Source organism: Bradyrhizobium sp. SOJA106, assembly GCF_059448745.1.
The window spans coordinates 4,794,550-4,816,795 of record NZ_CM182549.1 but is presented as its reverse complement, the minus strand read 5'-3'; the positions used below and the strand labels follow the sequence as shown (position 1 = coordinate 4,816,795).

General features: G+C 65.7%; 18 protein-coding genes and 2 pseudogenes. 6 read left to right on the top strand and 14 right to left on the bottom strand.

All coding sequences use genetic code 11. The features are described 5' to 3' along the window. Positions 1-181: 181 nt before the first annotated feature. From AC5V87_RS22275 to AC5V87_RS22265, 3 genes and pseudogenes are all read right to left on the bottom strand, one after another. Positions 182-376, bottom strand: coding sequence for a hypothetical protein (locus AC5V87_RS22275; protein ID WP_027559400.1), 195 nt, complete (start codon positions 374-376; stop codon positions 182-184). A 165-nt stretch (positions 377-541) separates the two neighbouring features. After that, positions 542-1,170 (bottom strand): annotated as a pseudogene (locus tag AC5V87_RS22270) (HAD-IA family hydrolase). Positions 1,171-1,178: 8 nt separating this feature from the next. Next, on the bottom strand, positions 1,179-2,312 hold the full coding sequence (locus tag AC5V87_RS22265) for an alpha-hydroxy acid oxidase (RefSeq protein ID WP_495367770.1): 1,134 nt from the start codon (positions 2,310-2,312) through the stop codon (positions 1,179-1,181). Between the two features lie 313 nt (positions 2,313-2,625). Here AC5V87_RS22265 and AC5V87_RS22260 point away from each other — a divergent pair, with 313 nt between their 5' ends. Next, complete coding sequence (locus tag AC5V87_RS22260) at positions 2,626-3,963, top strand: S41 family peptidase (RefSeq protein ID WP_495367769.1); 1,338 nt, start codon at positions 2,626-2,628, stop codon at positions 3,961-3,963. Between the two features lie 73 nt (positions 3,964-4,036). On the opposite strand, the gene AC5V87_RS22255 is transcribed toward AC5V87_RS22260, so the two are convergent. Both AC5V87_RS22255 and AC5V87_RS22250 read right to left on the bottom strand, forming a co-directional pair. Further along, the gene (locus AC5V87_RS22255) at positions 4,037-4,792 is read right to left on the bottom strand and encodes an SDR family oxidoreductase (RefSeq protein ID WP_495367768.1); all 756 of its coding nucleotides are present in this window, start codon (positions 4,790-4,792) and stop codon (positions 4,037-4,039) included. 317 nt (positions 4,793-5,109) lie between these two features. After that, entirely contained in the window at positions 5,110-7,842 is a 2,733-nt protein-coding gene (locus tag AC5V87_RS22250) for a bifunctional diguanylate cyclase/phosphodiesterase (RefSeq protein WP_495367767.1), read from the bottom strand. A 312-nt stretch (positions 7,843-8,154) separates the two neighbouring features. Here AC5V87_RS22250 and AC5V87_RS22245 point away from each other — a divergent pair. Then, positions 8,155-8,319, top strand: a pseudogene (locus AC5V87_RS22245) (Flp family type IVb pilin). Here AC5V87_RS22245 and AC5V87_RS22240 read toward each other — a convergent pair. After that, positions 8,300-9,556, bottom strand: a complete 1,257-nt coding sequence (locus tag AC5V87_RS22240; RefSeq protein WP_495367766.1) for an MFS transporter — start codon at positions 9,554-9,556, stop codon at positions 8,300-8,302. The pseudogene AC5V87_RS22245 and the gene AC5V87_RS22240 overlap by 20 nt on opposite strands. Further along, complete coding sequence (locus tag AC5V87_RS22235; RefSeq protein WP_495367765.1) at positions 9,553-10,968, bottom strand: amidase; 1,416 nt, start codon at positions 10,966-10,968, stop codon at positions 9,553-9,555. The genes AC5V87_RS22240 and AC5V87_RS22235 overlap by 4 nt, the downstream gene beginning before the upstream one ends. Before the next feature lie 103 nt (positions 10,969-11,071). Between AC5V87_RS22235 and AC5V87_RS22230 the strand changes: the two genes are divergently transcribed. Next, entirely contained in the window at positions 11,072-11,665 is a 594-nt protein-coding gene (locus tag AC5V87_RS22230) for a CGNR zinc finger domain-containing protein (protein WP_456838269.1), read from the top strand. Positions 11,666-11,668: 3 nt separating this feature from the next. Here the strand turns inward: AC5V87_RS22230 and moaC are convergent, their stop codons facing one another. From moaC to AC5V87_RS22210, 4 genes are read right to left on the bottom strand one after another with little or no spacing between them, the layout of a single operon-like run. Beyond that, positions 11,669-12,187 (bottom strand): cyclic pyranopterin monophosphate synthase MoaC, encoded by a 519-nt coding sequence (gene moaC, locus AC5V87_RS22225; RefSeq protein WP_495367764.1) that lies wholly within the window; start codon positions 12,185-12,187, stop codon positions 11,669-11,671. A gap of 1 nt (position 12,188) precedes the next feature. After that, entirely contained in the window at positions 12,189-13,010 is an 822-nt protein-coding gene (gene trpC, locus AC5V87_RS22220) for an indole-3-glycerol phosphate synthase TrpC (protein WP_456838271.1), read from the bottom strand. 7 nt (positions 13,011-13,017) lie between these two features. After that, positions 13,018-14,031, bottom strand: a complete 1,014-nt coding sequence (gene trpD / locus AC5V87_RS22215; protein WP_456838272.1) for an anthranilate phosphoribosyltransferase — start codon at positions 14,029-14,031, stop codon at positions 13,018-13,020. 14 nt (positions 14,032-14,045) lie between these two features. After that, on the bottom strand, positions 14,046-15,944 hold the full coding sequence (locus AC5V87_RS22210) for a SurA N-terminal domain-containing protein (RefSeq protein WP_495367763.1): 1,899 nt from the start codon (positions 15,942-15,944) through the stop codon (positions 14,046-14,048). A 279-nt stretch (positions 15,945-16,223) separates the two neighbouring features. On the opposite strand from AC5V87_RS22210, the gene tpiA reads away from it, so the two are divergent. The 3 genes from tpiA (at position 16,224) to pyrG (ending at position 19,304) form a co-directional block, all read left to right on the top strand. Further along, entirely contained in the window at positions 16,224-16,979 is a 756-nt protein-coding gene (gene tpiA / locus AC5V87_RS22205; RefSeq protein ID WP_495367762.1) for a triose-phosphate isomerase, read from the top strand. A 140-nt stretch (positions 16,980-17,119) separates the two neighbouring features. Beyond that, positions 17,120-17,506 carry a preprotein translocase subunit SecG gene (secG, locus tag AC5V87_RS22200; RefSeq protein WP_456838275.1) on the top strand — a complete coding sequence of 129 codons (387 nt, stop codon included), beginning with the start codon at positions 17,120-17,122 and terminating at the stop codon, positions 17,504-17,506. A 166-nt stretch (positions 17,507-17,672) separates the two neighbouring features. Further along, a complete protein-coding gene (gene pyrG / locus AC5V87_RS22195) occupies positions 17,673-19,304 on the top strand; it encodes a CTP synthase (RefSeq protein ID WP_456838276.1) in 1,632 nt (543 codons plus the stop codon). A gap of 4 nt (positions 19,305-19,308) precedes the next feature. Here the strand turns inward: pyrG and AC5V87_RS22190 are convergent, their stop codons facing one another. From AC5V87_RS22190 to AC5V87_RS22180, 3 genes are all read right to left on the bottom strand, one after another. Next, positions 19,309-19,971: a class I SAM-dependent methyltransferase gene (locus AC5V87_RS22190; RefSeq protein ID WP_495367761.1), complete on the bottom strand. Its 663-nt coding sequence runs from the start codon at positions 19,969-19,971 to the stop codon at positions 19,309-19,311. 112 nt (positions 19,972-20,083) lie between these two features. Continuing rightward, complete coding sequence (locus AC5V87_RS22185; protein ID WP_495367760.1) at positions 20,084-21,460, bottom strand: sensor histidine kinase; 1,377 nt, start codon at positions 21,458-21,460, stop codon at positions 20,084-20,086. Next, positions 21,457-22,131, bottom strand: a complete 675-nt coding sequence (locus tag AC5V87_RS22180) for a response regulator (protein WP_495367759.1) — start codon at positions 22,129-22,131, stop codon at positions 21,457-21,459. Before AC5V87_RS22180 ends, AC5V87_RS22185 begins: the two co-directional genes overlap by 4 nt. Between the last annotated feature and the right edge of the window lie 115 nt (positions 22,132-22,246).

Below are 22,246 nucleotides of genomic sequence, written 5' to 3'. Positions count from 1 at the left end.
TAGCCGAGTGCAGGCGCAGAGGCAAAAAGGCGGTCACGCAGGATGATTCATCCTGTGTGATCCGCACTGCAGTGAAAGACTGACGTCAAATCCGCCGCGGCATGATCCGGAAGGCGAGACAGACCGGTATGAGGATGGCCATGGCGAGGATGAGAAGGACGAGCGCCACGGCCAGCATCGGTCAACTCCCCGGCTGCTCGTCCGGACTGACGTCCGGCGCTTTGGGACTCTGATCCTTGTCGGGCAGCGGATCGGCTTGCGATTTCAGGTCGGCGGCCTTGCTGATCAATTTGGCGGAGAGCTCAGAATCCGAGGTGGTTCTGGCGTATTTCATCAGCAGCGAGGCCTGCTTGGTGAGGTAGGTTTTGCCCAACACGAGGATGAGTCCGATGTAGAATTCCCAACGGAGTCATGAGTCCGCCCGCGAACATTCGTTCCGGGAACTCCGTACAAAATTGCACAAAGTGATTTGGTTCCTCATTCTGCGCCAAATTAGTTCCAGCACCGGCTGACCCGGTAACAGGCCGAACCGCACCGAACGTCAAACCCCAAGTGCTTTCAGTGCCTTCCCGACATCGTGGGCGAGGTCACGTGCACCGCGGTCAAGCCACGGGCGCGGGCCCCCTCGATGTTCTCGGCAAGATCGTCGAAGAACACGATCCGGTTGGCGGGCACGCCGATGGCGGCCACGACATGGTCGAAAGCCTCCGCGTCCGGCTTGCGTAGGCCGATGCTGGAGGAGAGGTAGATCTCTCGGAAATGGCCAAGCAACTCGGCATATTCTTTCGAGAAATAGTCCACATGCGGCCGGTTGGTGTTGGAGAACGCGTAGAGCGGCATCTGCCTTGCCGCACGCGGCAACAGCTCGGCGATATCAGGCATCTCGCCGGCGAAAATCGCGTTCCACCCCTCCAGGAACTGCGCATCCGAAATGCCGATCCCGAGTGAGGTGCGCAGCGAGGCGAAATAGTCCTCGTCGCTGATCTTACCGAGCTCGTGCAGCCGGTAGGCCTCATCGCGCACGTAGCGCGCGACGATGGCTTCGGGCTTGCAGCCGGCATGTCCCGCCCAGCAGTCGATCGCCTTGGAGAAATCGATGTCGAGCACCACGCGCCCGAGATCGAACAGAAGCGCATCGGCGCTGCCGGGAGAGAGCGAAGTCACCTGCATCCTTTCATTCAGTACCGATACGGGTCATGGTCGAACAGCGGGAACGCGCTGAACACGCTCGGCGCATTTGTCGCGGTCGCCGGATGCAGGCAGGACTTGTTGACCTCGGCGAACGACGTGGCGCCCAAGAGGCCGAGGCAGCGCAGCACCTCGTCCTCCAGCAGTTCCAGCATTCGCGTGACGCCAGCTTCGCCCGCCGCCGCCAGCGCCCAGCATTGCAGCCGGCCGATGCCGACGAGGTCGGCGCCCGCCGCGATCGCCTTGACGATGTCGGTGCCGCGGCAGAAGCCGCCGTCGACCATGATCTTGGCGCGGCCCTTCACGGCATCGACGATCTCAGGGAGCACGTGCATGGCCCCGCGGCCGTGATCGAGCTGGCGCCCGCCATGGTTGGAGACGTAGATCCACTCGACGCCATGGTCGAGCGCGATCAGCGTATCCTCGGCGGTGGCGATGCCCTTGAGGATCAGCGGTATCTTGAATTTGTCCTTGATCATCTTCACGGTCCGCCACTCCAGACCCTTCTGGAAATCGCCGCCGGTGGCGCGCAGGCGGCTTTCGCGAACATAGCGCTTGGCGATGTCACGTTCACGACGGCTGTAATGGGCGGTGTCGACGGTCAGGCAGAATGCGGCATAGGCGTTTCTCTCGGCGAGGCTGACGACATCGGCGACAAAGGCGTCGTCGCCGCGGACATAGAGCTGGTAGAGACGCAGCGCATCGGGAGCGGACTCGGCGGTCTTCTCAAGGCCGGGCTCCGACACCGAGCTCAGCATGTGCGCCGCGCCGAAGGTGCCGGCCGCGCGCGCGACGCTCGCGGCGCCATCCGGGTCAAAAATCTCGAGGGCACCGACCGGGGCCAGGACCACCGGCAGCCGCATCCTGCGGCCGAACTGCTCGACCGAGCCGTCGACCTTGCGGACGTCACGCAGCACGCGCGGCCGGAAGGCGATCTCGTCCAGCGCCATGCGGTTGCGGCGCATTGTGGTCTCGGTCTCGGCGGCGCCGACGATGTAGTCCCAGGCGTTCTGGTTGAGGTTGGCACGCGCCTTCCGGATGAATTCATGCAGGTTCTGGAACGGCTCATTGCTGGCGCCGAGCTCAACGTTCCGTTCCGGCCGGATGCGGGGTGCTTCGTTCATTGTTATCCTCCCGAGAATTTGAAGCCTTGTCTCATCGCCTAGCCCGTCCGGCCCTGCAAAACCATCCTAAAATCGCATAGCTGCGAGGCGTGGCCGGGCCAACCCGATTCCGCTTTGCGTGAACGGTTTCGGAACGTTGCCAAAAGTTTAGCTCGCCGGCCAAGGCTTTTTGGGAGAGATTTTTGCGATGTACCGCCAGCCTGGCGGCCCGGCCATCAAGAAACCTGAATGGTATTGTGAGAAGCGGGCTGGATCGCCATTTGCATGGCGGCTTCCAGACCTCCAACAGAACCGCCAGCTAAGAAGGCCCTCCATGCGGAAATCCCTGCTGTTCCCCCTGGGCGCGCTCACCGGAGCGTGTCTGACCCTTCTGGTCGCGAGCCCCCATGGCGGCGTATGGGCGGCACGGGCGGCAGCGAGCGCGGATGATGCCTATACCCAGCTCAATCTGTTCGGCGAGGTCTTCGAGCGCGTGAAGGCGAGCTACGTCGAGAAGCCGGACAATTCCAAGCTGATCGAAGGCGCGATCACGGGCATGGTGACAGCGCTCGATCCGCATTCGCGCTACATGAACGACAAGGCCTGGACCGAGATGCAGGAGACCACCTCCGGCGAGTTCGGCGGCCTCGGCATCGAAGTCACGATGGAGGAGGGCCTCGTGAAGGTCGTCTCGCCGATCGACGACACGCCGGCGTCCAAGGCCGGCATCATGTCAGGCGACCTCATCAGCAAGATCGACGGCGAGGCGGTGCAGGGCATGACGCTCGAACAGGCCGTCAACAAGATGAAGGGGCCGGTCGACACCAAGACCAAGCTCACCATCATGCGCAAGGGGGCGGATGCGCCGCTCGACGTCGCGATCACGCGCGAGATCATCCATGTGCGCCCGGTGCGCTTCCATGTCGAGAACGGCGACATCGGCTATATCCGCGTCACCTCGTTCAACGAGCAGACCACCGACGGGCTGAAGAAGGCGATCGCCGCGATCTCCAAGCAGGTCCCGCAGGAGAAGCTCGTCGGCTATGTGATGGACCTGCGCAACAATCCGGGCGGCCTGCTCGACCAGGCCGTGTCGGTGTCGAGCGCATTCCTGCAGCGCGGCGAGGTCGTCTCGACCCGCGGCCGCAATCCGGAGGAGACCCAGCGCTTCACCGCGCATGGCGGCGACCTCACCAAGGGCAAGCCGCTCGTGATCCTGGTCAATGGCGGTTCGGCTTCGGCCTCGGAGATCGTGGCCGGTGCGCTGCATGATCACAAGCGTGCGACGATCATCGGCACGCGCTCGTTCGGCAAGGGCTCGGTGCAGACCATCATCCCGCTCGGCGCCGGCAACGGCGCGCTGGCGCTGACCACGGCGCGCTACTACACGCCCTCGGGCCGCTCGATCCAGGCCCAGGGCATCGCGCCCGACATCGAGATCCTCCAGGAGGTGCCGCCCGAGCTGAAGGGCCGCATGGACACCATGGCGGAGTCGCAGATGCGCGGGCATCTCTCGGCCGCCGACGGCACCGAGCAGACCGGATCGCAGTCCTACGTTCCGCCGAAGGAGGAGGACGACAAGGCCCTGCACGCGGCCTACGATTTCCTCCACGGCCAGACCGCGAATGCGGTCGCCGCGAAGCCCGCGCCGAAGGCTGCGGTGCCGAACTAAACCGTACAACATCGAGATATCGATCGCCCGGGAGTGGATACCGCTCCCGGGCGAATTCGTGTCGGGCGCCGTCTCAGCTCGGATTCAAGGCCGCGAATGTTGCCTCGTAGCGGCCGTCGCGCTCGGCCCAGCGGCGGGCGCGGTCGCGTTCGACCAGCACTTCATCGCGGGGATGCACCCGCAGCTCCAGCAGTTGCATCACTTCCGCGATGTAGGAAGCAAGCGGCATGGCGCGCGTGTCGCTGGCCTGCTGCGGGCCGGTCAGCTCGGTCTGCACATAGGGCGGCGCGAGCTCCAGCACCTCGACCGGGATCCTGCGGAGCTGGTGACGCAATGATTGCAGCCAGGAGTGCAGGAACGCCTTGCTGGCGCAATAGGTCGGAAGGTCGGCGCGAGGCACGAAAGCGAGGTTCGAGCTGGTCGCGATGATCGTCGCATTCCGCTGCGTCTTCAGGAGCGGCAGGAGTGCGGCCGCGACGCGCAGCACGCCGAGAATATTGGTCGCGACGATCGCTTCCGCGTCTGAGGCGTCCCAGCCGTCCGCGGTCATGTCCTCCGTCCGGGAGATTCCGGCGTTTGCAATCAGCACGTTAAGCTCGGGGAAGCGCGCGCGCATCTCGGCTGCCAGGCGCGGCATTGCCGTGGCATCGTCGAGGTCGAGCGGCAGGCCGACCAGGCCGGGGCGTTCAGCCGTGATCTGATCGAGCAGGGCCTGTCGTCGTCCGGTGACGATGACGCGATTGCCGCGGTCGTGGAAAGCTTCAGCCAGTGCGCGGCCAATGCCGCTGGTGCCGCCGGTGATGAGGATCGTGTTGCCAGTCATCTTCATGGTTGCTGCCTTTCGATGGAGGTGAAGGCCACGGCAACCCAGCAGACCCCGGCAGCGAGCAACCCGACAAGACTGCGAACATCCAGGCGACAAGAAGCCGCGCTGGAATCGACGTCTTGAACGGGGAAATGTCCGCAAACGGGGAAAGTGATGGCATAACCGTGGCGTCTCGTGAATCGAGATCTCCCAGCCGGGATCCTCTCGACAAAGGACGCGTTGGATGACGGTAACGCCTACGGCAGCGGCATTCGGCAGCTGCGAGCGCTGAAATACTTTGGCCTGATGTCACCGTCAAGCGCGGCGCGCAGGCCGAATGGCTAGCTCGCCTCGCGGCGGCGGTTTTCCGCACCGCTGCGCTCGGCGAGCCGGCCGCGATGCAGGGCGAACAGCTCCAGCACCTGGTCGGCGGACTTCGCGGCGCTGAACAGATAGCCCTGCATCTCCGAGCAGCCGAGCGCGCGGAGCAGGCGCTGCTGCTCCTCGGTCTCGACGCCCTCGGCCGTGGTCGCCATGCGGCGGGCGGCGGCCAGATTGACGACCGCCTGCACGATGCTGGCCGAGCCGTCGGGGCCGGCGATGTCCTTGACGAAGCAGCGGTCGATCTTGATCTTGTCGAACGGGAAGCGGTGCAGATAGCTCAGCGAGGAGTAGCCGGTGCCGAAATCATCGAGCGCAATGCGCACGCCGATGGCGCGCAGCTGGTGCAGGATCGCGAGCGCTGCATCGTCGTCGCGGATCAGCACCGCTTCGGTGATCTCGAGCTCGAGCCGGCTCGCTGGCAGATTGGAGGCGGCGAGCGCCGCCATGATCTTCAGCGCCAGCGTGCCGCTCTTGAACTGCACCGGGGAGACGTTGACGGCGAGGCGAATGTCGTCGGGCCAGCTCGCTGCATCCCGGCAGGCGGTTGCCAGCACCCATTCGCCGATCTCGTTGATCAGGCCGGTGTCCTCGGCGATCGGGATGAACTCGGCCGGCGAGACCATGCCGCGCTCGGGATGGCGCCAGCGCACCAGCGCCTCGCAGCCGGTGATGCGGTCGTCCTTCAGGCCGAGGCAAGGCTGGTAATAGACCTCGAGGCCGCCTTCGCCCCCGCCTTGCGCGATGGCGTGGCGCAGGTCGATCTCGAGCTGCCGCCGCTCGTGGACCTTGGCGTCCATCTCCGGCTCGAAGAAGCGATAGGTGCGGCGTCCGGCGGATTTGGCGGCATACATCGCCATGTCCGCGTTCTTGAGGATCTGGTCGAGCGCGGTGCCGTGCTCCGGCGCGAGCGCGATGCCGATGCTGGCATCTGTGGTGAGATGATGACCCATGCAGTCGAACGGGGTGCGGATGGCATGGAAGACCCGTGCGACGAGCTCGTTGACCTGGTCCGGCGACGTCACGGCGCTCTGCACGATGGCGAATTCGTCACCGCCGAGCCGCGCCACGAAATCCGCGGGGCCGATGCACCGGCTCAGGCTCGCAGCCACCGACTTCAGCAGTTCGTCGCCGACGAGATGGCCGAGTGCGTCGTTGACGCCCTTGAACTCGTCGATGTCGATATAGTGCACCGCGACCTGTTCGCCGCCGGTGACGCCGGCCAGCTCCGCGCGCAGATGCTCGTGGAACATGGCGCGGTTGGGCAGGTCGGTGAGGGCGTCGTAATGGGCGAGATGGGTGATGCGTTCCTCGATACGCCGCCGTTCGGTGATGTCCTCGTGCGTCGCCACCCAGCCACCGTCGGCGAGCGGTTCGTTGAGAATCTGGATCGAGCGGCCGTCGGCCGTGTCGACCACCATGGAGTTGCGGACATGGATGTCGCGCAGCACGCGCGCGACATAGTCTTGGACGTTGCCGGTGAAGGAGCCGGTCGCCTGGCGATGGGCGATGATGTCGTCGAAACTGGAGCCCGGCTTGACCACGTCTGGCGACAATCGGTACATCTCGATGTAGCGCTGGTTGCAGACCACGAGCCGGCGTTCGGCGTCGAACAGCAGCAAACCCTGCGTCATGTTGTTGACGGCGCGGTCGAGGCGCTGCTTCTCCAGCATCAGCCGCTCGCGGGAGGCGCGGTGCTGCTCCAGCAGCTTGCGCACGATCGCGATCAGAACGCCGGCGATGGCGAGCGCGGAGGCGCCGGCGACCGAGATCAGGATGGCGTTCTGCTCGCGCCAGTCGGTCAGTGCCGCCGTCCGCGTGGTGGTGGCCATGATCAGGATCGGGAAGTGGGGCAGGGCCCGCGCCGAGGCCAGCCGGTCCTCGCCGTCGACCGGGCTTATGAAGCGGCCGGCGAAATGATCGAGGCCGAAAATCCTTTGCTGCTCAAACGAGCCGGTCTTGAAATTCTGTCCCATCAGCTCGCCGGAATGGGGATAGCGGGCGAGCAGCGTGCCGTCCCGGTGCAGCATCGAGATCGTTGCGCCATCGCCGAGCACGACGGAGGCGAAGAACTTCTCGAAATTGACGGGCTCGATGCCGCGCCCGACCACGCCCATGAACTCGCCGTTCGGTCCGACGATCCTGCGGACGATCAGGATGGTCCAGGCGCCAGAGACGCGGCTATGCAGCGGCTCGATCAGAACATCAGGCGAATAGGGGTCGTATTTGAAAGTTCGGAAATAGGCGCGGTCGGCGACGTTCACTTTCGGGGCCGGCCACGCCGTCGACGAATTGATCAGATTGCCGTCGGCATCGATGATGTTGAGGCCGCCGATGTAAGGCAGGGCCTCGATCTTCGAGCGCAGCATGCGGTGGACGTCCTGGCCGGACAGGCGCTTGCGATAGTCCTCCACGCTGCTGATTCCGGTGGTTCGGACGTGATCGACGAAATCCTTCTGGATGACCGCGAAATCCTGCAGCTGCTGATCGAAATGGTGGGCGAGCAGCAGGGCGGTGTTTTCCAGCTCGCGGCCGGCGTTGCGCAACGCGCGCTCGCGGAAATTCTGCGCCATCAGGGTCGCGCCGACGGCGATCGCAGCGATCAAAAGCGTGCCGCCCACCACCAGCCAGCGGATCGGTCCGCTGCGCACGAAAGCCTGGTCAAAGAGGCGGCTACCAAATCTCGTCATCATGCTGGATCGTTGCCGTGCACACGTCAGGGTCAATACTGAGCCCGAAAACATCCGTTGGTTTACGGGAACGATGTGGAGGCGAAGTTAGGAAGGCTGGTTAACGCACCATGAAGGTACGCACGCAAAAACAATCGGTCTGGGCAGGACAAGAGGTGCAGGAATTGCCGGATGGCCTCGGCGATGCCAGTCAATTTCTGCCGCACCGGCCGCGGTCAACCAAGGCTTAACCATCTAAGTTGCTGGCAATCCTCGCGGCGACCTTGGCACGTGGTTTGCGAAAAAGCCATGAGAGCGAGACAGAGGGATGCGATCGTGAAAAACCTTTTGAAGAACTTCTTTGTCGACGAATCCGGCGCGACCGCCATCGAATAGGGGCTGATCGCCGCCGGCATCGCGCTTGCGATCATCACTCTCATCAACGGGATGGGCAGCAAACTCAGCGCGAAATTCGGATCGATCAGCTCGTCGCTGAAGTGACTGCGCGCGTTCCGCTGCGCGGCAATATTGCCATCACGATCAGCGCCGCGACAATGTTCGCGGCGGCGCCGAGCAGGATCGGCAGCGCGTAGCTGTGGCTCGAGTCGTAGGCAAAGCCGGCGGCGCTCGGGCCTACCAGTGTGCCGAAGGCGACGCTGGTGTAGAGAACGCCGATGATGCCGCTGACGTTGCGTCCGCCAAAATAGTCCATCACGACCGCCGGCAGCACAGCGACCCAGCCGCCGTAGAACACGCCGTAGACGAAGGCGAAGGCGGCGAGAGCCCAGGCATTTGCCGCGACGGCCCAGATCACCATCGCGAACGCCATTCCGATCAGCACCATGATCAGCGAGCGGTCGCGGCCCATCCGGTCGGCAAGCGCGCCGAGGAAGAACCGACCTGCGGTGCTGCCGGCCCCGATCATCCCGAGCAATAGCACGGCCGAGGATGCCGCGATCCCCTGGTCGCGCGCGTAGGGCACGAGGTGGACGAACGGAACGAAGGCACCGAAAGAGCAGACGAGGCACGACACATAGAGACCGGCAAAACGCGTCGATCGGACCGCCTCACGCACAAGGGCGCCGCTTGCGTTGGCGGCAGCGGAGGCTTCGCGAGCTGGATCACCGTCCGGGCCGAGGCCCCGATTCTTCGGATCATTCTCGATCAGCAGCGCGAGCCCAGCGCCGAGCAGCAGCGCGATCGCGCCCAGCGCCAGATAGGCGCCGCGCCAGCCCACCGATGCGATCAGCAGCGAGGCAAGCGGCGGCATCGCCAGCGTGCCGAGCCCGATCCCGCTGACAGCGAGCCCGGAGGCAAAGCCGCGGCGCTTCACGAACCAGCGTTGCACCGCGCCGATCGCGGGAACATAGGCGCAGCCGACCCCGATGCCGACGCCCAGCCCATAGGCGAGATAGACCTCGACGAGCGAGCGCGCGACGCTTGCGGCCGCAAGCCCGACCGCGACCAGGATCATGCCGGCGACGGCAAGCGGCCGCGAGCCGAGCCGATCGGCAAGGGGACCACTGACGAGACCGAGCGCGAAGTAGAGGAAGCCCGCGATCGAAAACACCAGCGAGATCGAGCCGCGCGAGGCGCCGAAATCGCGCTGGAGCGGCTCGAGGAAGGCGCTGAACGTGTAGGCGGAGCCGAAGCCGACGAACATCACGGCGAATGCCGCGGCGACGACGAACCAGCCATGGAAAATGCTCCGATGAGCCCGCGTGGTTTGATTGGTCAATGTTGCCTCCGCGAGGTGAGGGAAGGATGGCGACGATGCCAGGACGTCGCGCGCTGGAATGCGGCGCCGGAACGGACCAGCGCGGCTTCGCCGAGATGGGCGGCGACGAGCTGGAACGCGATCGGCATTCCGTCCGCTGATGCGCCGCCGGGTAGCGTGATCGTGGGATGACCGGTCATGTTGAACGGGCAGGTGTAGCGCTGCAGCTTTGCGATCAGGTCCGGCCGTTCGCCAAGCGTGTCGATCATGGCGAGCGTCACAGGTGGCAACGGGTGCACCGGGATCAGCAGCAGGTCGATCGTCTCGAACAGTGCAGCCACGCGTCCGCGCAGCGCGAGCCGCCGCAAAAGGATCTTCTGGTAATCGCGCGCGGAGAGTGCGCAACCGGCCTCGATCACCGCGGCAAGGATGGGGCCATACTCGCCCTTGCGGACGGGATAGGTCGCCTCGTGCGCGACGGCGGCCTCGATCGCGCAATTCGGCGCCCAATCGGCGATCGCCTGCGTCACGTCGGGAAATTCGACGTCCACGATGTCAGCGCCGAGCGAGCGGAAGACGTCGATGGCGTCCGCCAGCACGCGCTTTGTCTTGACCTCCACATCGTCGCTGTTCCAGGCGGCGTCGACACCGATCCGCAAGCCGCGTACGTCCTGTGCAGCCGCGGCGAGAAAGTCGGGCACCGGATCGCACAGCGACGTCGGATCGTTCGGGTCGTGTCCGGCGATCACGCCGAGCAGCGCGCCGGCATCGGCCGCGCTGCGAGCGATCGGGCCGACATGGTCGAGCGTCGCGGCCAGCTCGAACGTGCCGTGGCGGCTGACCCGCCCCCAGCTTGGCTTCAGTCCGGTCAGGCCGTTGGCGGCCGACGGCCACCGGATCGAGCCGCCGGTGTCGGAGCCGAGCGAGGCGAAGCAGAGCCCTGCGGCGGTCGCGACCGCCGAGCCGCTGGATGAAATGCCCGGCCAACAAGCCGCATTCCATGGATTCTTCGGCGGCGTCACCAGCGGATGGTGATCGGAATAAGCGCCCTCCGTGAGCTGCACCTTGCCGAGCACCACTGCGCCGGCGTCCTTGAGCCGCCGCACGACGGTTGCGTCCTCACCGGGACGAAAGTCGCGATGAAGCGTCGTGCCGGCCGCCGTCGGAATGCCCTTGGTCCAGAACAGATCTTTCAGCGCTATCGGCACGCCATGCAGCGGGCCCCCATATCGGCCATGTGCGATTTCGGCGTCCGCCACTTTGGCCGCGGCGATCGCCGTTTCCGCCATCACATGGACGTAGCTGCGGAGCTCACCGTCCAGAGCGTCGATACGGCCGAGTTGCGCGCGAGTCACCTCCAGCGCGGAGATGTCGCGCGCCTTGATGCGCGCGGCGAGCTCGGTGAGTTCGAGATAGTGAAGGGCTTCGGTCACCGCTCGCGTTCTCGTTATTGACACCTGTAAACATAGTATACCGGTGTCTATTGCTGTCAACCGGCAAATCTGCTTTACTGGTGTTCCAATCCCTGGTGACCCGATGTCGAAAGAGTCCCGCAAGTTCAAGGTTCCCGATGCGCTGGCGAACGTCTACGACTTCGCCAACACGCTCGATGTCCGCCATTTCACGCATTTCGGCGTCGCGCATCCGCAGGGCGACGAACTCGGCGGGCCACAGCAACTTGCGGACTGGATGCGGGAACGCGGCCTCGGCACCGAGCGCGGACGTGTCACGCCCGCGATGCTCGAGACTGCGCTACAGCTGCGCGGTGCCTTGCGCGATTATCTGCAGTGCGAGCCGGCCGAGCGGCGCCGCAACAAGGACGTTCTCGGCGCGCTTGACCGCGCTCTCGCGCCGTTTCCATTGCGGGTGGAGGCCCATGCCGGGCGCGGCGCAATATTGTCGGCGGTGCGTGAGGATGCGCTCGCCGGCCTGTCGACGATTGCGATCGAGCTGCACGACGCGACGCTGCTCGGAACGTTGGATCGGCTGAAGATGTGCGCGTCGGAAGAGTGCCGCCGGGTGTTCTTCGACCGCTCGAAACCGTCGACGCGGCGCTGGTGCATGTCGACGCTGTGCGGAAACCGCGTCAAGACGCGTGCCTATCGTGAACGGCAGCGCGCGGCGAAATAGAGCTCAGGCGCGGTAATGGCCCGACTTGCCGCCGAGCTTCTCGACGAGATGGATGCCCTCGATGCGCACGCCGCGTTCCACCGCCTTGATCATGTCGTAGATGGTCAGGCACGCGACCGACACGGCCGTGAGCGCCTCCATCTCGACGCCGGTCGGTCCCGTCACCTTCACGCTGGCGCGGACGAGGCAGCCGGGCAGCTTCGTGTCAGGCTCGATGTCGACGGTGACCTTCCACAGCGCGAGGGGATGACAGAGCGGGATCAGCTCCGAGGTACGCTTCGCCGCCATGATGCCGGCGATGCGCGCGGTGCCGAGCACGTCGCCTTTCTTGGCATTGCCCGAGACGATCAGGTCCAGCGTTGGCCTGGTCATGACCACGCGGCCCTCGGCGACGGCGAGCCGCTCGGTCGCGGGCTTCTCCGACACGTCCACCATCCGCGCCTCGCCAGAGGCGCCGATATGGGTGAGGGCAGGGCCGGCCTTCGCTTTTGACGGCTTGGATGCGGACGGCTTCCGCGCCATGTCAGCGCGTGCCCGTGGCGCGCGCTGCGGTCTCACGCGTGAGCAGCGCACGCGTGGCGGCAGTCACGTCGGCCTGCCGCATCAGGCTTTCGCCGACCAGGAAGGTCGACATGCCGACGCGCTCGAGCCGCGCGAGGTCTGCGGGCGCGAAGATGCCGCTCTCGCCGACCATCAGCCGCTCGCCGGGGATCAGCGGCGCCAGCGCCTCGCTGGTCGCGAGCGTGGTCTCGAAGGTGCGCAGGTTACGGTTGTTGACGCCGATCATCGGCGAGCGGAGTTTCAGCGCGCGCTCGAGCTCGGCACGGTCGTGGATCTCGATCAGCACGTCCATGCCGTAGGCGAGCGCTGCATCTTCGAGATCCTTGGCAGTGGCATCGTCCAGCGCCGCCATGATGATCAGGATGCAGTCGGCGCCGTGCGCGCGCGCTTCCGCCACCTGATAGGTGTCGAACATGAAATCCTTGCGCAGCACCGGCAGCGACGTCGCCGCGCGTGCGGCCACCATGAAGTCGAGATGGCCCTGGAACGAGGGCGTGTCGGTCAGCACCGACAGACAGGCCGCGCCGCCGGCCTCATAGGCCTTGGCGAGCACAGGCGGATCGAAGTCGGCGCGGATCAGACCCTTGGAGGGCGAGGCCTTCTTCACTTCCGCGATCAGCGCGAAGTCACCATTGGCATGCTTGGCCCTGATGGCGCGCACGAAGCCGCGGGGAGCGGCTTGCGCCTTCGCCCGGGCCTCGACTTCCGAGAGCGGCTGCGCGCGCTTGGCGGCGGCGATCTCCTCGCGCTTGTAGGCTTCGATCTTGGTCAGGATGTCCGACATGGGAAACTCAGCCGTTCGAGACCGCGATCAGATGCTTCAGCCGCGCATTTGCCGCGCCGCTGTCGAGCGATTTCGCGCCGATCGCGACGCCTTCCTTCAGATCCCTGGCGCGGCCGGCCACCACCAGCGCGGCGGCGGCATTCATCAGCGCGACGTCGCGATAGGGGCTCGGCTTGCCGTCAAGCACGTTTTGCAGCGCGACCGCGTTGGCATCGGCGTCACCGCCCTTGAGCGCGCCGGGCTCGCAGCGCGACAGGCCGGCCTCTTCCGGCCTCACCTCGAAATTCCGGATCTCGCCGTTGTGGAGGGCGGAGACGAAGGTCGGGCCGGTGAGGGTGATCTCGTCGAGACCGTCGGAGCCGTGTACGACCCAGGCGGATTCCGAGCCGAGGTTCTTGAGCACCTGCGCCAGCGGCTGCACCCATTGCCTGGAGAACACGCCGACCATCTGCCGCTTCACGCCGGCCGGGTTGGACAGGGGCCCGAGCAGGTTGAAGATCGTGCGCGTCGCAAGCTCGACCCGGGTCGGGCCGACGTTCTTCATCGCGGGATGATGGGCGGGTGCAAACATGAAGCCGATGCCGCATTCGCGCACGCAGCGGCCCACCTGCTCCGGCCGCAGATCGATCTTGACGCCGAGCGAGGCCAGCACGTCGGCGGCACCCGAGCGCGACGACAGCGCCCGGTTGCCGTGCTTGGCGACCGGCAGGCCGGCGCCCGAGACGATGAAGGAGGCGCAGGTCGAGACGTTGACCGAACCGGAGCCGTCGCCGCCGGTGCCGACGATGTCGACGGCATCTTCTGGCGCATCGACCGTGAGCATCTTGGAGCGCATCGCCGACACCGCGCCAGTGATCTCGTCCACGGTCTCGCCGCGGACCCTGAGCGCCATCAGCAGACCGCCCATCTGCGAGGGCGTTGCCTCGCCGGACATCATGGCGTCGAAGGCGGAAGCGGCTTCTTCACGCGACAGGCTGGCGCCGGTCGCCACTTTTCCAATGATCGATTTCAGGTCGTCCATCGCGTGCTTTCAACTCACTGGTTCGCGCCGGTCACCTGCGCGAAGGCGGCCTGATTAATGGTGGTCCCGATGTCGGTTTCAAGCTTGTTGACGTAGGCGGCAACCTGCTCGTCAGTGAGCGCGCGGTCGAGGCTGTCCTTCAGCTTCTTGACCGCATCCGAGGCGGCATCGACCGTGGGGTCGATGATGTCGGTGACGCGGAAGACGATCACCTCGCTGCCGCCGCTGACGGGCGACTGCACGACGCCATCCTTGGCGGTGCGGAAGGCGGCCGCCACGATGGCCGCGGGCACGCCTGCGGGCGAGTCATCGCGCTTGAAGGGCGAGGCGGTCTCGACCTTGACACCGATCGCGGAGGCCACATCGGCGAGCTTGCCGCCGGCTTCGAGCTTCTGCACCATCTCGGTCGCCTTGGCCTTCAGCTTGGCGGCGATCTGGTCCTGGCGCCAGCGCGCCTCGACCTGGTCACGGACCTCGTCGAGATTGCGGTCGCGCGAGGGCGTGATGGCGAGCACGTCGTACCAGACATAGCCGCCCTTGAACGAGATCGAGTCGTTGTCGACGCCGACATCGGTGTTGAAGGCCTGCGACACCACATCGAGCCCCTGCGGGATGTTGGCGACCGGCTGGCCGTTGGGCGCGCGGCCGGAACGGTCGACGGCGTCGATGGTCACGGCAGTGAGGCCGAGCTTCTGCGCCGCGTCGATCACGCTGGAGCCGCCACCGCGCTCGTCTTCCATCTTGTCGCGGAGATCGGCGACCTTGACGCGGGCGCGCTCGGTGGCGATCTCGCGCTTGATGTCGGCTGCGACCTTTGCAAAGTCCGGCTCGACGCCGGGCTCGATCTTCTCGACCTTGACGATGGAGACGCCGAGAGCGCCCTGGATCGGCTGGCTGATCTCACCGGCGGGCAGCTCGAAGGCGGCATTCCCGACGGCGGGGTCGAGCGAGGATTTGGTCACGAGCCCAAGGTCGACGTCCGAGGCGCTCAGCCCGCGCTCCTTGCCGAGATCTTCGAACGACATGCCGCCGACGAGGCGCTCGCGAGCGGCCTGCGCCTCGGCGGCGTTCGGGAATACGAGTTGCTGGATCTGGCGCTTCTCGGCCGTGCCGAAGCGGTCCTTGCGCTGCTCGAACACCTTCCTGGCGTCCTCGTCCGACACCTCGGTCCACTTGCCGATCTCCTCCGGCGAGACCACGACGAAGGCGATCTTGCGATATTCGGGCGCGCGGAATTGGACCTTGTGATCCTCGAAATAGGCGGCGAGCGCCTCGGGCGAGGGCGGATCGATCGGGCCCGCCTGCGCGGCATCGAGTCTTACGAACTCGATGGCGCGCTGCTCGTTCTGGAACCGTGTCAGCACGTCGATCATCGCCTTCGGCGGCTCGAGGCCGGCGCCGATCGTGCCGGTGAGCTGCCGGCGCAGCGACACCTTGCGCTGCTCGGAGACGTAGCGCTGCTCGGTGTAGCCGAAATTGCGGATCAAGGCCTGGAAGCGGTTGGCGTCGAACTTGCCGTCGACGCCCTTGAAATTGGGGTCGTTCATGATGACCTGGCGGATCTGCTCGTCGGACTGGCCGAGCCCGAGCCGGCGAGCTTCTTCGTCGAGCGCGGCCTCCGCGATGGTCTGTTGGAGCACCTGGCGGTCGAGACCGAAGGCGCGCGCCTGGTCAGGCGTCAGCGGACGGCCGAACTGGCGGCTGATCTGCTGCAGGCGATCGGTGTAGGTCTGGCGGAACTCGTTCAGCGAGATCTCGGTGTGGCCGATCTTGGCCACCGTGGACTGACCGAAGCCGCGGAAGATGTCGGCGATGCCCCAAATGCCGAAGCTGATGATCAGCACGCCCATCACGATCGCCATAATGGTCTTGCCGACCCAGTTTGATGAGGCCTTGCGCATTCCTCGAAGCATTTGGTCCAACTTGTTTTGGTCAGGAGGGGAACGGGAGCGCGTCTTAATGCAGATTCCGCAAAAGCGCCTCACCAAATTGATCAATCATCATAAAGTGGCGGCTTTGCCCCCGCAACCTCAGGTCAGGCGGTCCCCCGGGAGCTGCGGTTAAAAGCCCCGGAGCGTTTTCCAGCGAAGTGGACCCGCTTCGCATCAGGAACACGCGTCAAAACAAGAATCTGGAACTGCCGCGACAGCTCTGCTAGCGCATGCGCAAACCTCATTTTGCTGGAAACCGACATGACCGACCCCATCCGACCCCTGATCGCCGGGAACTGGAAAATGAACGGCCTGAAAGGTTCGGCTGCCGAATTCGAAGCCATGCTCAACGGCGCGGCAGATGTGGCCGCCAAGGCCGACCTGCTGGTCTGCCCGCCGGCGACCCTGGTCGCCTCATTTGCCGAGAAGGCGCGCGGCAACAAGGTTGGGGTGGGAGCCCAGGATTGCCACCCCAAGGCCTCAGGCGCCCATACCGGCGATATCGCCGCCGAAATGCTGGCCGATGCGGGGGCGAGCGCCATCATCGTCGGCCATTCCGAGCGCCGCGCCGACCATGGCGAGGGCGATGCGCTTGTCAGGCAGAAGGCGGAAGCCGCGTGGCGGGCGGGCTTGGTCGCGATCGTCTGCATCGGCGAGACGCAAAGCCAGCGCGATGCCGGCCAGACCCTCGATATCCTGCGCGGCCAGCTGGACGGATCGCTGCCGGACGGTTCTACCGCCGCCAATCTGGTCGTGGCCTACGAGCCGGTCTGGGCCATCGGCACTGGTGTTACCCCCACGGCGCAGGATGTCGAGCAAATTCATGGTTTTATCCGGGAACTCCTGACCTCCCGGTTCAAGGCTGAGGGCGCCAGGATGCGCATCCTCTACGGCGGCTCGGTCAAGCCCTCGAACGCAGCCGAGCTGATGGCGGTTAAGAACGTCAACGGTGCCTTGGTTGGCGGTGCGAGCCTGAAGGCGGCCGATTTCCTTGCGATTGCCAAGGGCTGCCGCTAGCTCATTTCAAACCGTTGGTATGAGCCCGATCGGGGGTGGCAATGCCCCTCCCGATCGTGTAACACCGCGCAACTTCAGGAAAACCCGCGAAGCGCGACCGGCCGCCGTCAGGCGCTGCCCGCTTGTGACGGAAGGACATTATGCAGACCGTTGTCATCGTCATCCACCTCATGATCGTCGCCATCATGATCGGCGCCGTCCTGCTCCAGAAGTCGGAAGGCGGCGGCCTCGGTATGGGCGGCGGCGCGGGATTCATGTCGAGCCGCGGCACCGCGAACCTGTTGACGCGGACCACCGCGATCCTCGCCGCCGGGTTCTTCATCACCAGCCTGTTCCTGTCCTGGTATGCCGGATATAGCCGCGCGCCCTCGTCGATCATCGGCCAGCCGGCCTCGCAGAGCCAGCCGGCCGGCGGCGCGCCGATCTCGGCGCCGGCCTCGGGCGGCATCCTCGACACGCTGAAGAAGGCCGACGAGCAGCAGCAGAACCAGGCGCCGTCAGGCCCGCAGGTGCCGCGCTCGCAATAAAGCAAGGGGGCCATGCAGGGCGGTGGCTACCGTCCTGCATCAACAATCCCCATCAAGGCCCTGTCAGCATTCTCCGTTTCGGATCACCCACAGGCCCGCAGAATCTTTGGGGCGGAATACGAATCGCTTTGGCGAATCGAATTCGAGGGATTAGAGGTTAAGTCCCATGGCGCGGTACATATTCATCACCGGCGGCGTGGTTTCCTCGCTCGGCAAGGGTCTGGCTTCGGCGGCACTCGGTGCGCTGTTGCAGGCCCGGGGCTACAAGGTCCGTCTCCGCAAGCTCGACCCCTATCTCAACCTCGATCCCGGAACGATGTCGCCGTATCAGCACGGCGAAGTGTTCGTGACCGATGACGGCGCGGAGACCGATCTCGACCTCGGTCACTACGAGCGCTTCACTGGCCGGCCGGCGACCAAGGCCGACAACATCACGACGGGGCGCATCTACCAGGACATCATCTCCAAGGAGCGCCGCGGCGATTATCTCGGCGCGACCATCCAGGTGGTGCCGCACGTCACCAATGCCATCAAGGAGTTCGTCCTCGACGGCAACGACGAGTACGATTTCGTGCTGGTCGAGATTGGCGGCACCGTCGGCGACATCGAGGGCCTGCCGTTCTTCGAGGCGATCCGCCAGCTCAAGAACGAGTTGCCGCGCGATCACGCCGTCTACATCCATCTCACGCTGCTGCCCTACATCCCGAGTGCGGGTGAGTTGAAGACCAAGCCGACGCAGCACTCGGTGAAGGAGCTTCGCTCGATCGGCATCCAGCCGGACATCCTGCTCTGCCGTACCGACCGCGAGATCCCGAAGGAAGAGCGGCGCAAGCTCGGGCTGTTCTGCAACGTGCGCGAAAGCGCCGTGATCGAGGCGCGCGACGTCGACAACATCTATGCCGTCCCCGAGGCCTACCACAATGCAGGCCTCGACGACGAAGTGCTCGCCGCCTTCGGCATCGGCTCGCGGATCCCGCCGGTGCTGCAGAGCTGGCAGCAGATCAACGAGCGTATCCGCAATCCCGAAGGCAACGTCACCATCGCCATCGTCGGCAAATACACCGGCATGAAGGATGCGTATAAGTCGCTGATCGAGGCGCTCTCGCATGGCGGCATCGCCAACAAGGTGAAGGTCAATCTCGACTGGATCGAGAGCGAGATCTTCGAGAAGGAAGATCCGGCCCCGTTCCTCGAGCACGTCAACGGGATCCTGGTGCCGGGCGGCTTCGGCCAGCGCGGCGCAGAGGGGAAGATCAAGGCGGCGCAGTTCGCGCGCGAGCGCGACGTGCCGTATTTCGGCATCTGCTTCGGCATGCAAATGGCGGTGATCGAGGCGGCGCGCAATCTCGTCGGCATCGAGGACGCCAACTCCACCGAGTTCGGCCCGACCAAGGAGCCCTTGGTGGGCCTGATGACGGAATGGCTGCGCGGCAACGAGCTCGAGAAGCGCTCGCAGGCCGGCGATCTCGGCGGCACCATGCGGCTCGGCGCTTATCCGGCCACGCTCAACCGCGGTAGCCGCGTCTCGCAGGTCTATGGCGGCGCGACCGAAATTTCCGAGCGCCACCGCCACCGCTACGAGGTCAACACCGCCTACAAGGACCGCCTCGAGCAGCACGGGCTGAAATTCTCCGGCCTCTCGCCCGACGGCGTGCTGCCTGAGATCGTCGAGTACGAGGATCATCCCTGGTTCATCGGCGTGCAGTTCCATCCCGAGCTGAAATCGCGGCCGTTCGAGCCACACCCGCTGTTCGCCTCGTTCATCCAGGCGGCGATGGTGCAGAGCCGGTTGGTCTGATGGTTCAGCGCGCGGCGGAGTAGTCGCGCGCTTGCTGCATCGGCGCCAGCGCGACCCGCGCTGATGGTTCAGGCGCGAGCGACCCCGTGATCAACTTCATCTGCGGCCGGCGCGTCAGCCTGTAGACGGCGGCGGGCGGCACGTTCAGCAGCGCGCGGTCCACGAGCTTTGCGCGCAGGCCCAGCCGGTCGAGCACGGGCCGCGGCACGGGGCAGCTCATGCCGTAGGTGAACTGGTAGAACGCGCCGCCGGGGCGGACATAGCTGAACGCGCCGCTGAGGATCGACATCACCTTGCGCCTCGACATGTTGAGCATCGGCAGGCCGCTCACGACCGCGCCGACGGGCGCGCCATCATAGAGGCGTTCGGTCGCGAGCCGGGCCGCGTCCATCCACAGCACGCGTGCACCGGGAAAGCGTATCTGCAGCAGTTTCATGAAGTCGGAGCCGTATTCGATCAGCGTCAGATCCTGCGGCCGGACACCGCGCTTGAGCAGCTTGTAGGTGAACGCGCCGGTGCCGGGACCGAGCTCGAGGATCGGACCTGTCGTTGCCGAGATCTCGCGCGTGATGAGATCTGCAAGCGCCGCACCCGATGGTGCGATGGCGCCGACCTGACGCGGCGACGACATCCAGGACAGGAAGAACGAAACAGAATCGTTGGGCATGCGCACTCCGGCATCTTGGTTTGCACCTCGACAAATCAGAGGTGCCACGGATGCAGTGTTGCGCGGGCGCATTGCGACAGCATTGCGCTGCCAGAAGCGGGTGCGGATTGAATCAGATCTGCCGCGCCGACGGCAGCGTCATCCTGAAGCAGGCACCGCCATCCGGCCCGTCCGTCACCGAGACGTGGCCGCCATGCAGCTGCACGATCTCGCGCACCATGTTGAGGCCGAGGCCGGCACCGCGATCGAGCGGCGCCAGCCGATAGAACGGCTCGAAAATCTGTTCGCGCTGATCGGCGGGAATGCCGGCGCCTTCATCGGTGACCTCGATGCTCACGGGGCTGCTCACGCGAATTCCGATGATGCCGCGGCGCGGGCCGTGCTGGATCGCGTTCTGCACGAGATTGGTCAGCGCGCGCTCCAGCGCCGCCGCATCGCCGATCGTCTCGATCGGTGCCGGCGGGGCATCGAGCGCTAGCTCGTAGCCGGCCGCGATTGCCAGCGGTGCGAGATCGGCGGCGACGCTTTGCGCGACGGCGCCGAGATTGACACGCGTGAAGGGATGACCGCAGCGGTCGAGCCGCTGGATGTCGAGCAATTGATCGGCAAGCGTTGCGAGCCGCGCGGCATCCTCGATCAGGCGGGTCTTGTCCGGCCCCGGGGCAAGCGACTCCAGCCGCGTGTTCAGGATTGCGATCGGTGTGCGTAGCTCGTGGGCTGCGTCGGCGACGAAGCGCTTGTGGCGCGCATAGCCCTGATCGAGGCGCGCCAGCGCATCATTGACCGCAGTCACGAGTGGCACGACTTCCAGCGGAATTTGCTCCACGGAGAGCCGCGCGCCGCGCTGATGGATGTCGATGCGCCGCGCCTCGTCCGCGGTGGTATCGAGCCCCCTGAACGCGCGCTGCACGATCATCGGCGTCGCGATGAACGTCGCCGTCCCCATCAGGAGGAGGCCGGGCAGGGCGATGCCGAGGAACGCCAGTGAGGTCGTGAACAGCGCCTTGGCGCCGGTCAGTCGTCCCTGCGTCGCCGTGATGACCTGCACATTGCCGGCATCGGTGTCGACCCGCTTCAGCCGCGCCGCCGGCTTGCGCGGATCGTCTTCGAACATCTGCCAGCCGAGCCGTGCCTGGCTGATCTGATCGAGGCCGGCGCCGATCGCGGCGAATTCGGCCGGAACAGGGCCTTCGCTGAGGACGCGACCCTGCCGGTCGCGAACCAGGAACCAGAGGTCGGGCGTCTCGCTGCGCAACTGCGTCAGCTCGGCCGTCGGCCGCAGGGCCAGTGCGCCCTGCGCATCGCGCGTGAGCGCGCGCTGGACGACATCGATGACGCGGTCCTCGTCGCGCCCGGCGAGCACGAAGCCCGAAGCGCATAACGCTGCGACCACGACGGCAACCAGTGCAAGGAGCAGAGCGGCCTGGAGCGACAGCAGGCGCCAGCTCAGCCGCGAGCGCAGGCAGTAGGGATCGTGGTGTTTGCTCATGGCAGCTTCTTGAGGAGATAGCCGACGCCGCGAATGCTGTGGATCTCGACGCCCGCCTCGGCGTCCGCGAGCTTTCGCCGCAGCCGCGAGACATGCGTGTCGAGCGCGTTGGACTGGATCTCGTCGTCGAAATTGTAGACCGCTTCTTCCAGCGCCGAGCGCAGCACGGTTCGCCCCATGCGGCGGATCAGGGCTTCGAGCACCAGGAGCTCCCTGCGCGGCAGCTCGAACGGCGCACCGTCGATGCTGGCCTCGCGATGGCCGACATCGAACGCGAGACGCCCGGCGCGAATGATTTCCGGGGAGAGGCCCGCCGGCCGCCGCAGTACCGCGCGCAAGCGTGCGAGCAGCTCCTCGACCGCGAACGGCTTGGCCAGATAATCATCGGCGCCGCTGTCGAGGCCTGCAATGCGATCGGCGAGCTCGCCGCGCGCGGTCAGGACGATGATCGGCACGCCGTCGGCGCGCGCGCGAAGCTTGGGGATCAGCGCGAGGCCGTCACCATCGGGAAGCTGGCGGTCGAGCAGGACCGCGGCGTGGACATCGGCGGAAATGGCCTCCTCCGCCTCGGCGAGCGTCGGGGCGTGATCCACCACCATGTCATAGCGCTTCAGCGCCGACGCCAGCGCGCCAGCCATTTCCGCCTCATCCTCGACGAGCAAGATCCGCATGCATGGGCACCTGAACCGCAACTGAGCCTTTCTAGCGGCCCGATCATTGCGGCAGCATTGCGGGAGTCTGCCTCAGTGCCGGAAGCTCGAGCCATGCGCGGAACGCCACAGGGCC

Coding starts and splice junctions, on each gene's coding strand:
- AC5V87_RS22210 (WP_495367763.1), bottom strand. CDS start 15,944: ATGCTTCGAGGAATGCGCAAGGCCTCATCAAACTGGGTCGGCAAGACC.
- trpC (WP_456838271.1), bottom strand. CDS start 13,010: ATGTCGGACATCCTGACCAAGATCGAAGCCTACAAGCGCGAGGAGATC.
- AC5V87_RS22260 (WP_495367769.1), top strand. CDS start 2,626: ATGCGGAAATCCCTGCTGTTCCCCCTGGGCGCGCTCACCGGAGCGTGT.
- AC5V87_RS22265 (WP_495367770.1), bottom strand. CDS start 2,312: ATGAACGAAGCACCCCGCATCCGGCCGGAACGGAACGTTGAGCTCGGC.
- pyrG (WP_456838276.1), top strand. CDS start 17,673: ATGGCGCGGTACATATTCATCACCGGCGGCGTGGTTTCCTCGCTCGGC.
- moaC (WP_495367764.1), bottom strand. CDS start 12,187: ATGGCGCGGAAGCCGTCCGCATCCAAGCCGTCAAAAGCGAAGGCCGGC.
- AC5V87_RS22190 (WP_495367761.1), bottom strand. CDS start 19,971: ATGCCCAACGATTCTGTTTCGTTCTTCCTGTCCTGGATGTCGTCGCCG.
- trpD (WP_456838272.1), bottom strand. CDS start 14,031: ATGGACGACCTGAAATCGATCATTGGAAAAGTGGCGACCGGCGCCAGC.
- AC5V87_RS22180 (WP_495367759.1), bottom strand. CDS start 22,131: ATGCGGATCTTGCTCGTCGAGGATGAGGCGGAAATGGCTGGCGCGCTG.
- AC5V87_RS22255 (WP_495367768.1), bottom strand. CDS start 4,792: ATGAAGATGACTGGCAACACGATCCTCATCACCGGCGGCACCAGCGGC.
- AC5V87_RS22185 (WP_495367760.1), bottom strand. CDS start 21,460: ATGAGCAAACACCACGATCCCTACTGCCTGCGCTCGCGGCTGAGCTGG.
- secG (WP_456838275.1), top strand. CDS start 17,120: ATGCAGACCGTTGTCATCGTCATCCACCTCATGATCGTCGCCATCATG.
- AC5V87_RS22230 (WP_456838269.1), top strand. CDS start 11,072: ATGTCGAAAGAGTCCCGCAAGTTCAAGGTTCCCGATGCGCTGGCGAAC.
- tpiA (WP_495367762.1), top strand. CDS start 16,224: ATGACCGACCCCATCCGACCCCTGATCGCCGGGAACTGGAAAATGAAC.
- AC5V87_RS22250 (WP_495367767.1), bottom strand. CDS start 7,842: ATGATGACGAGATTTGGTAGCCGCCTCTTTGACCAGGCTTTCGTGCGC.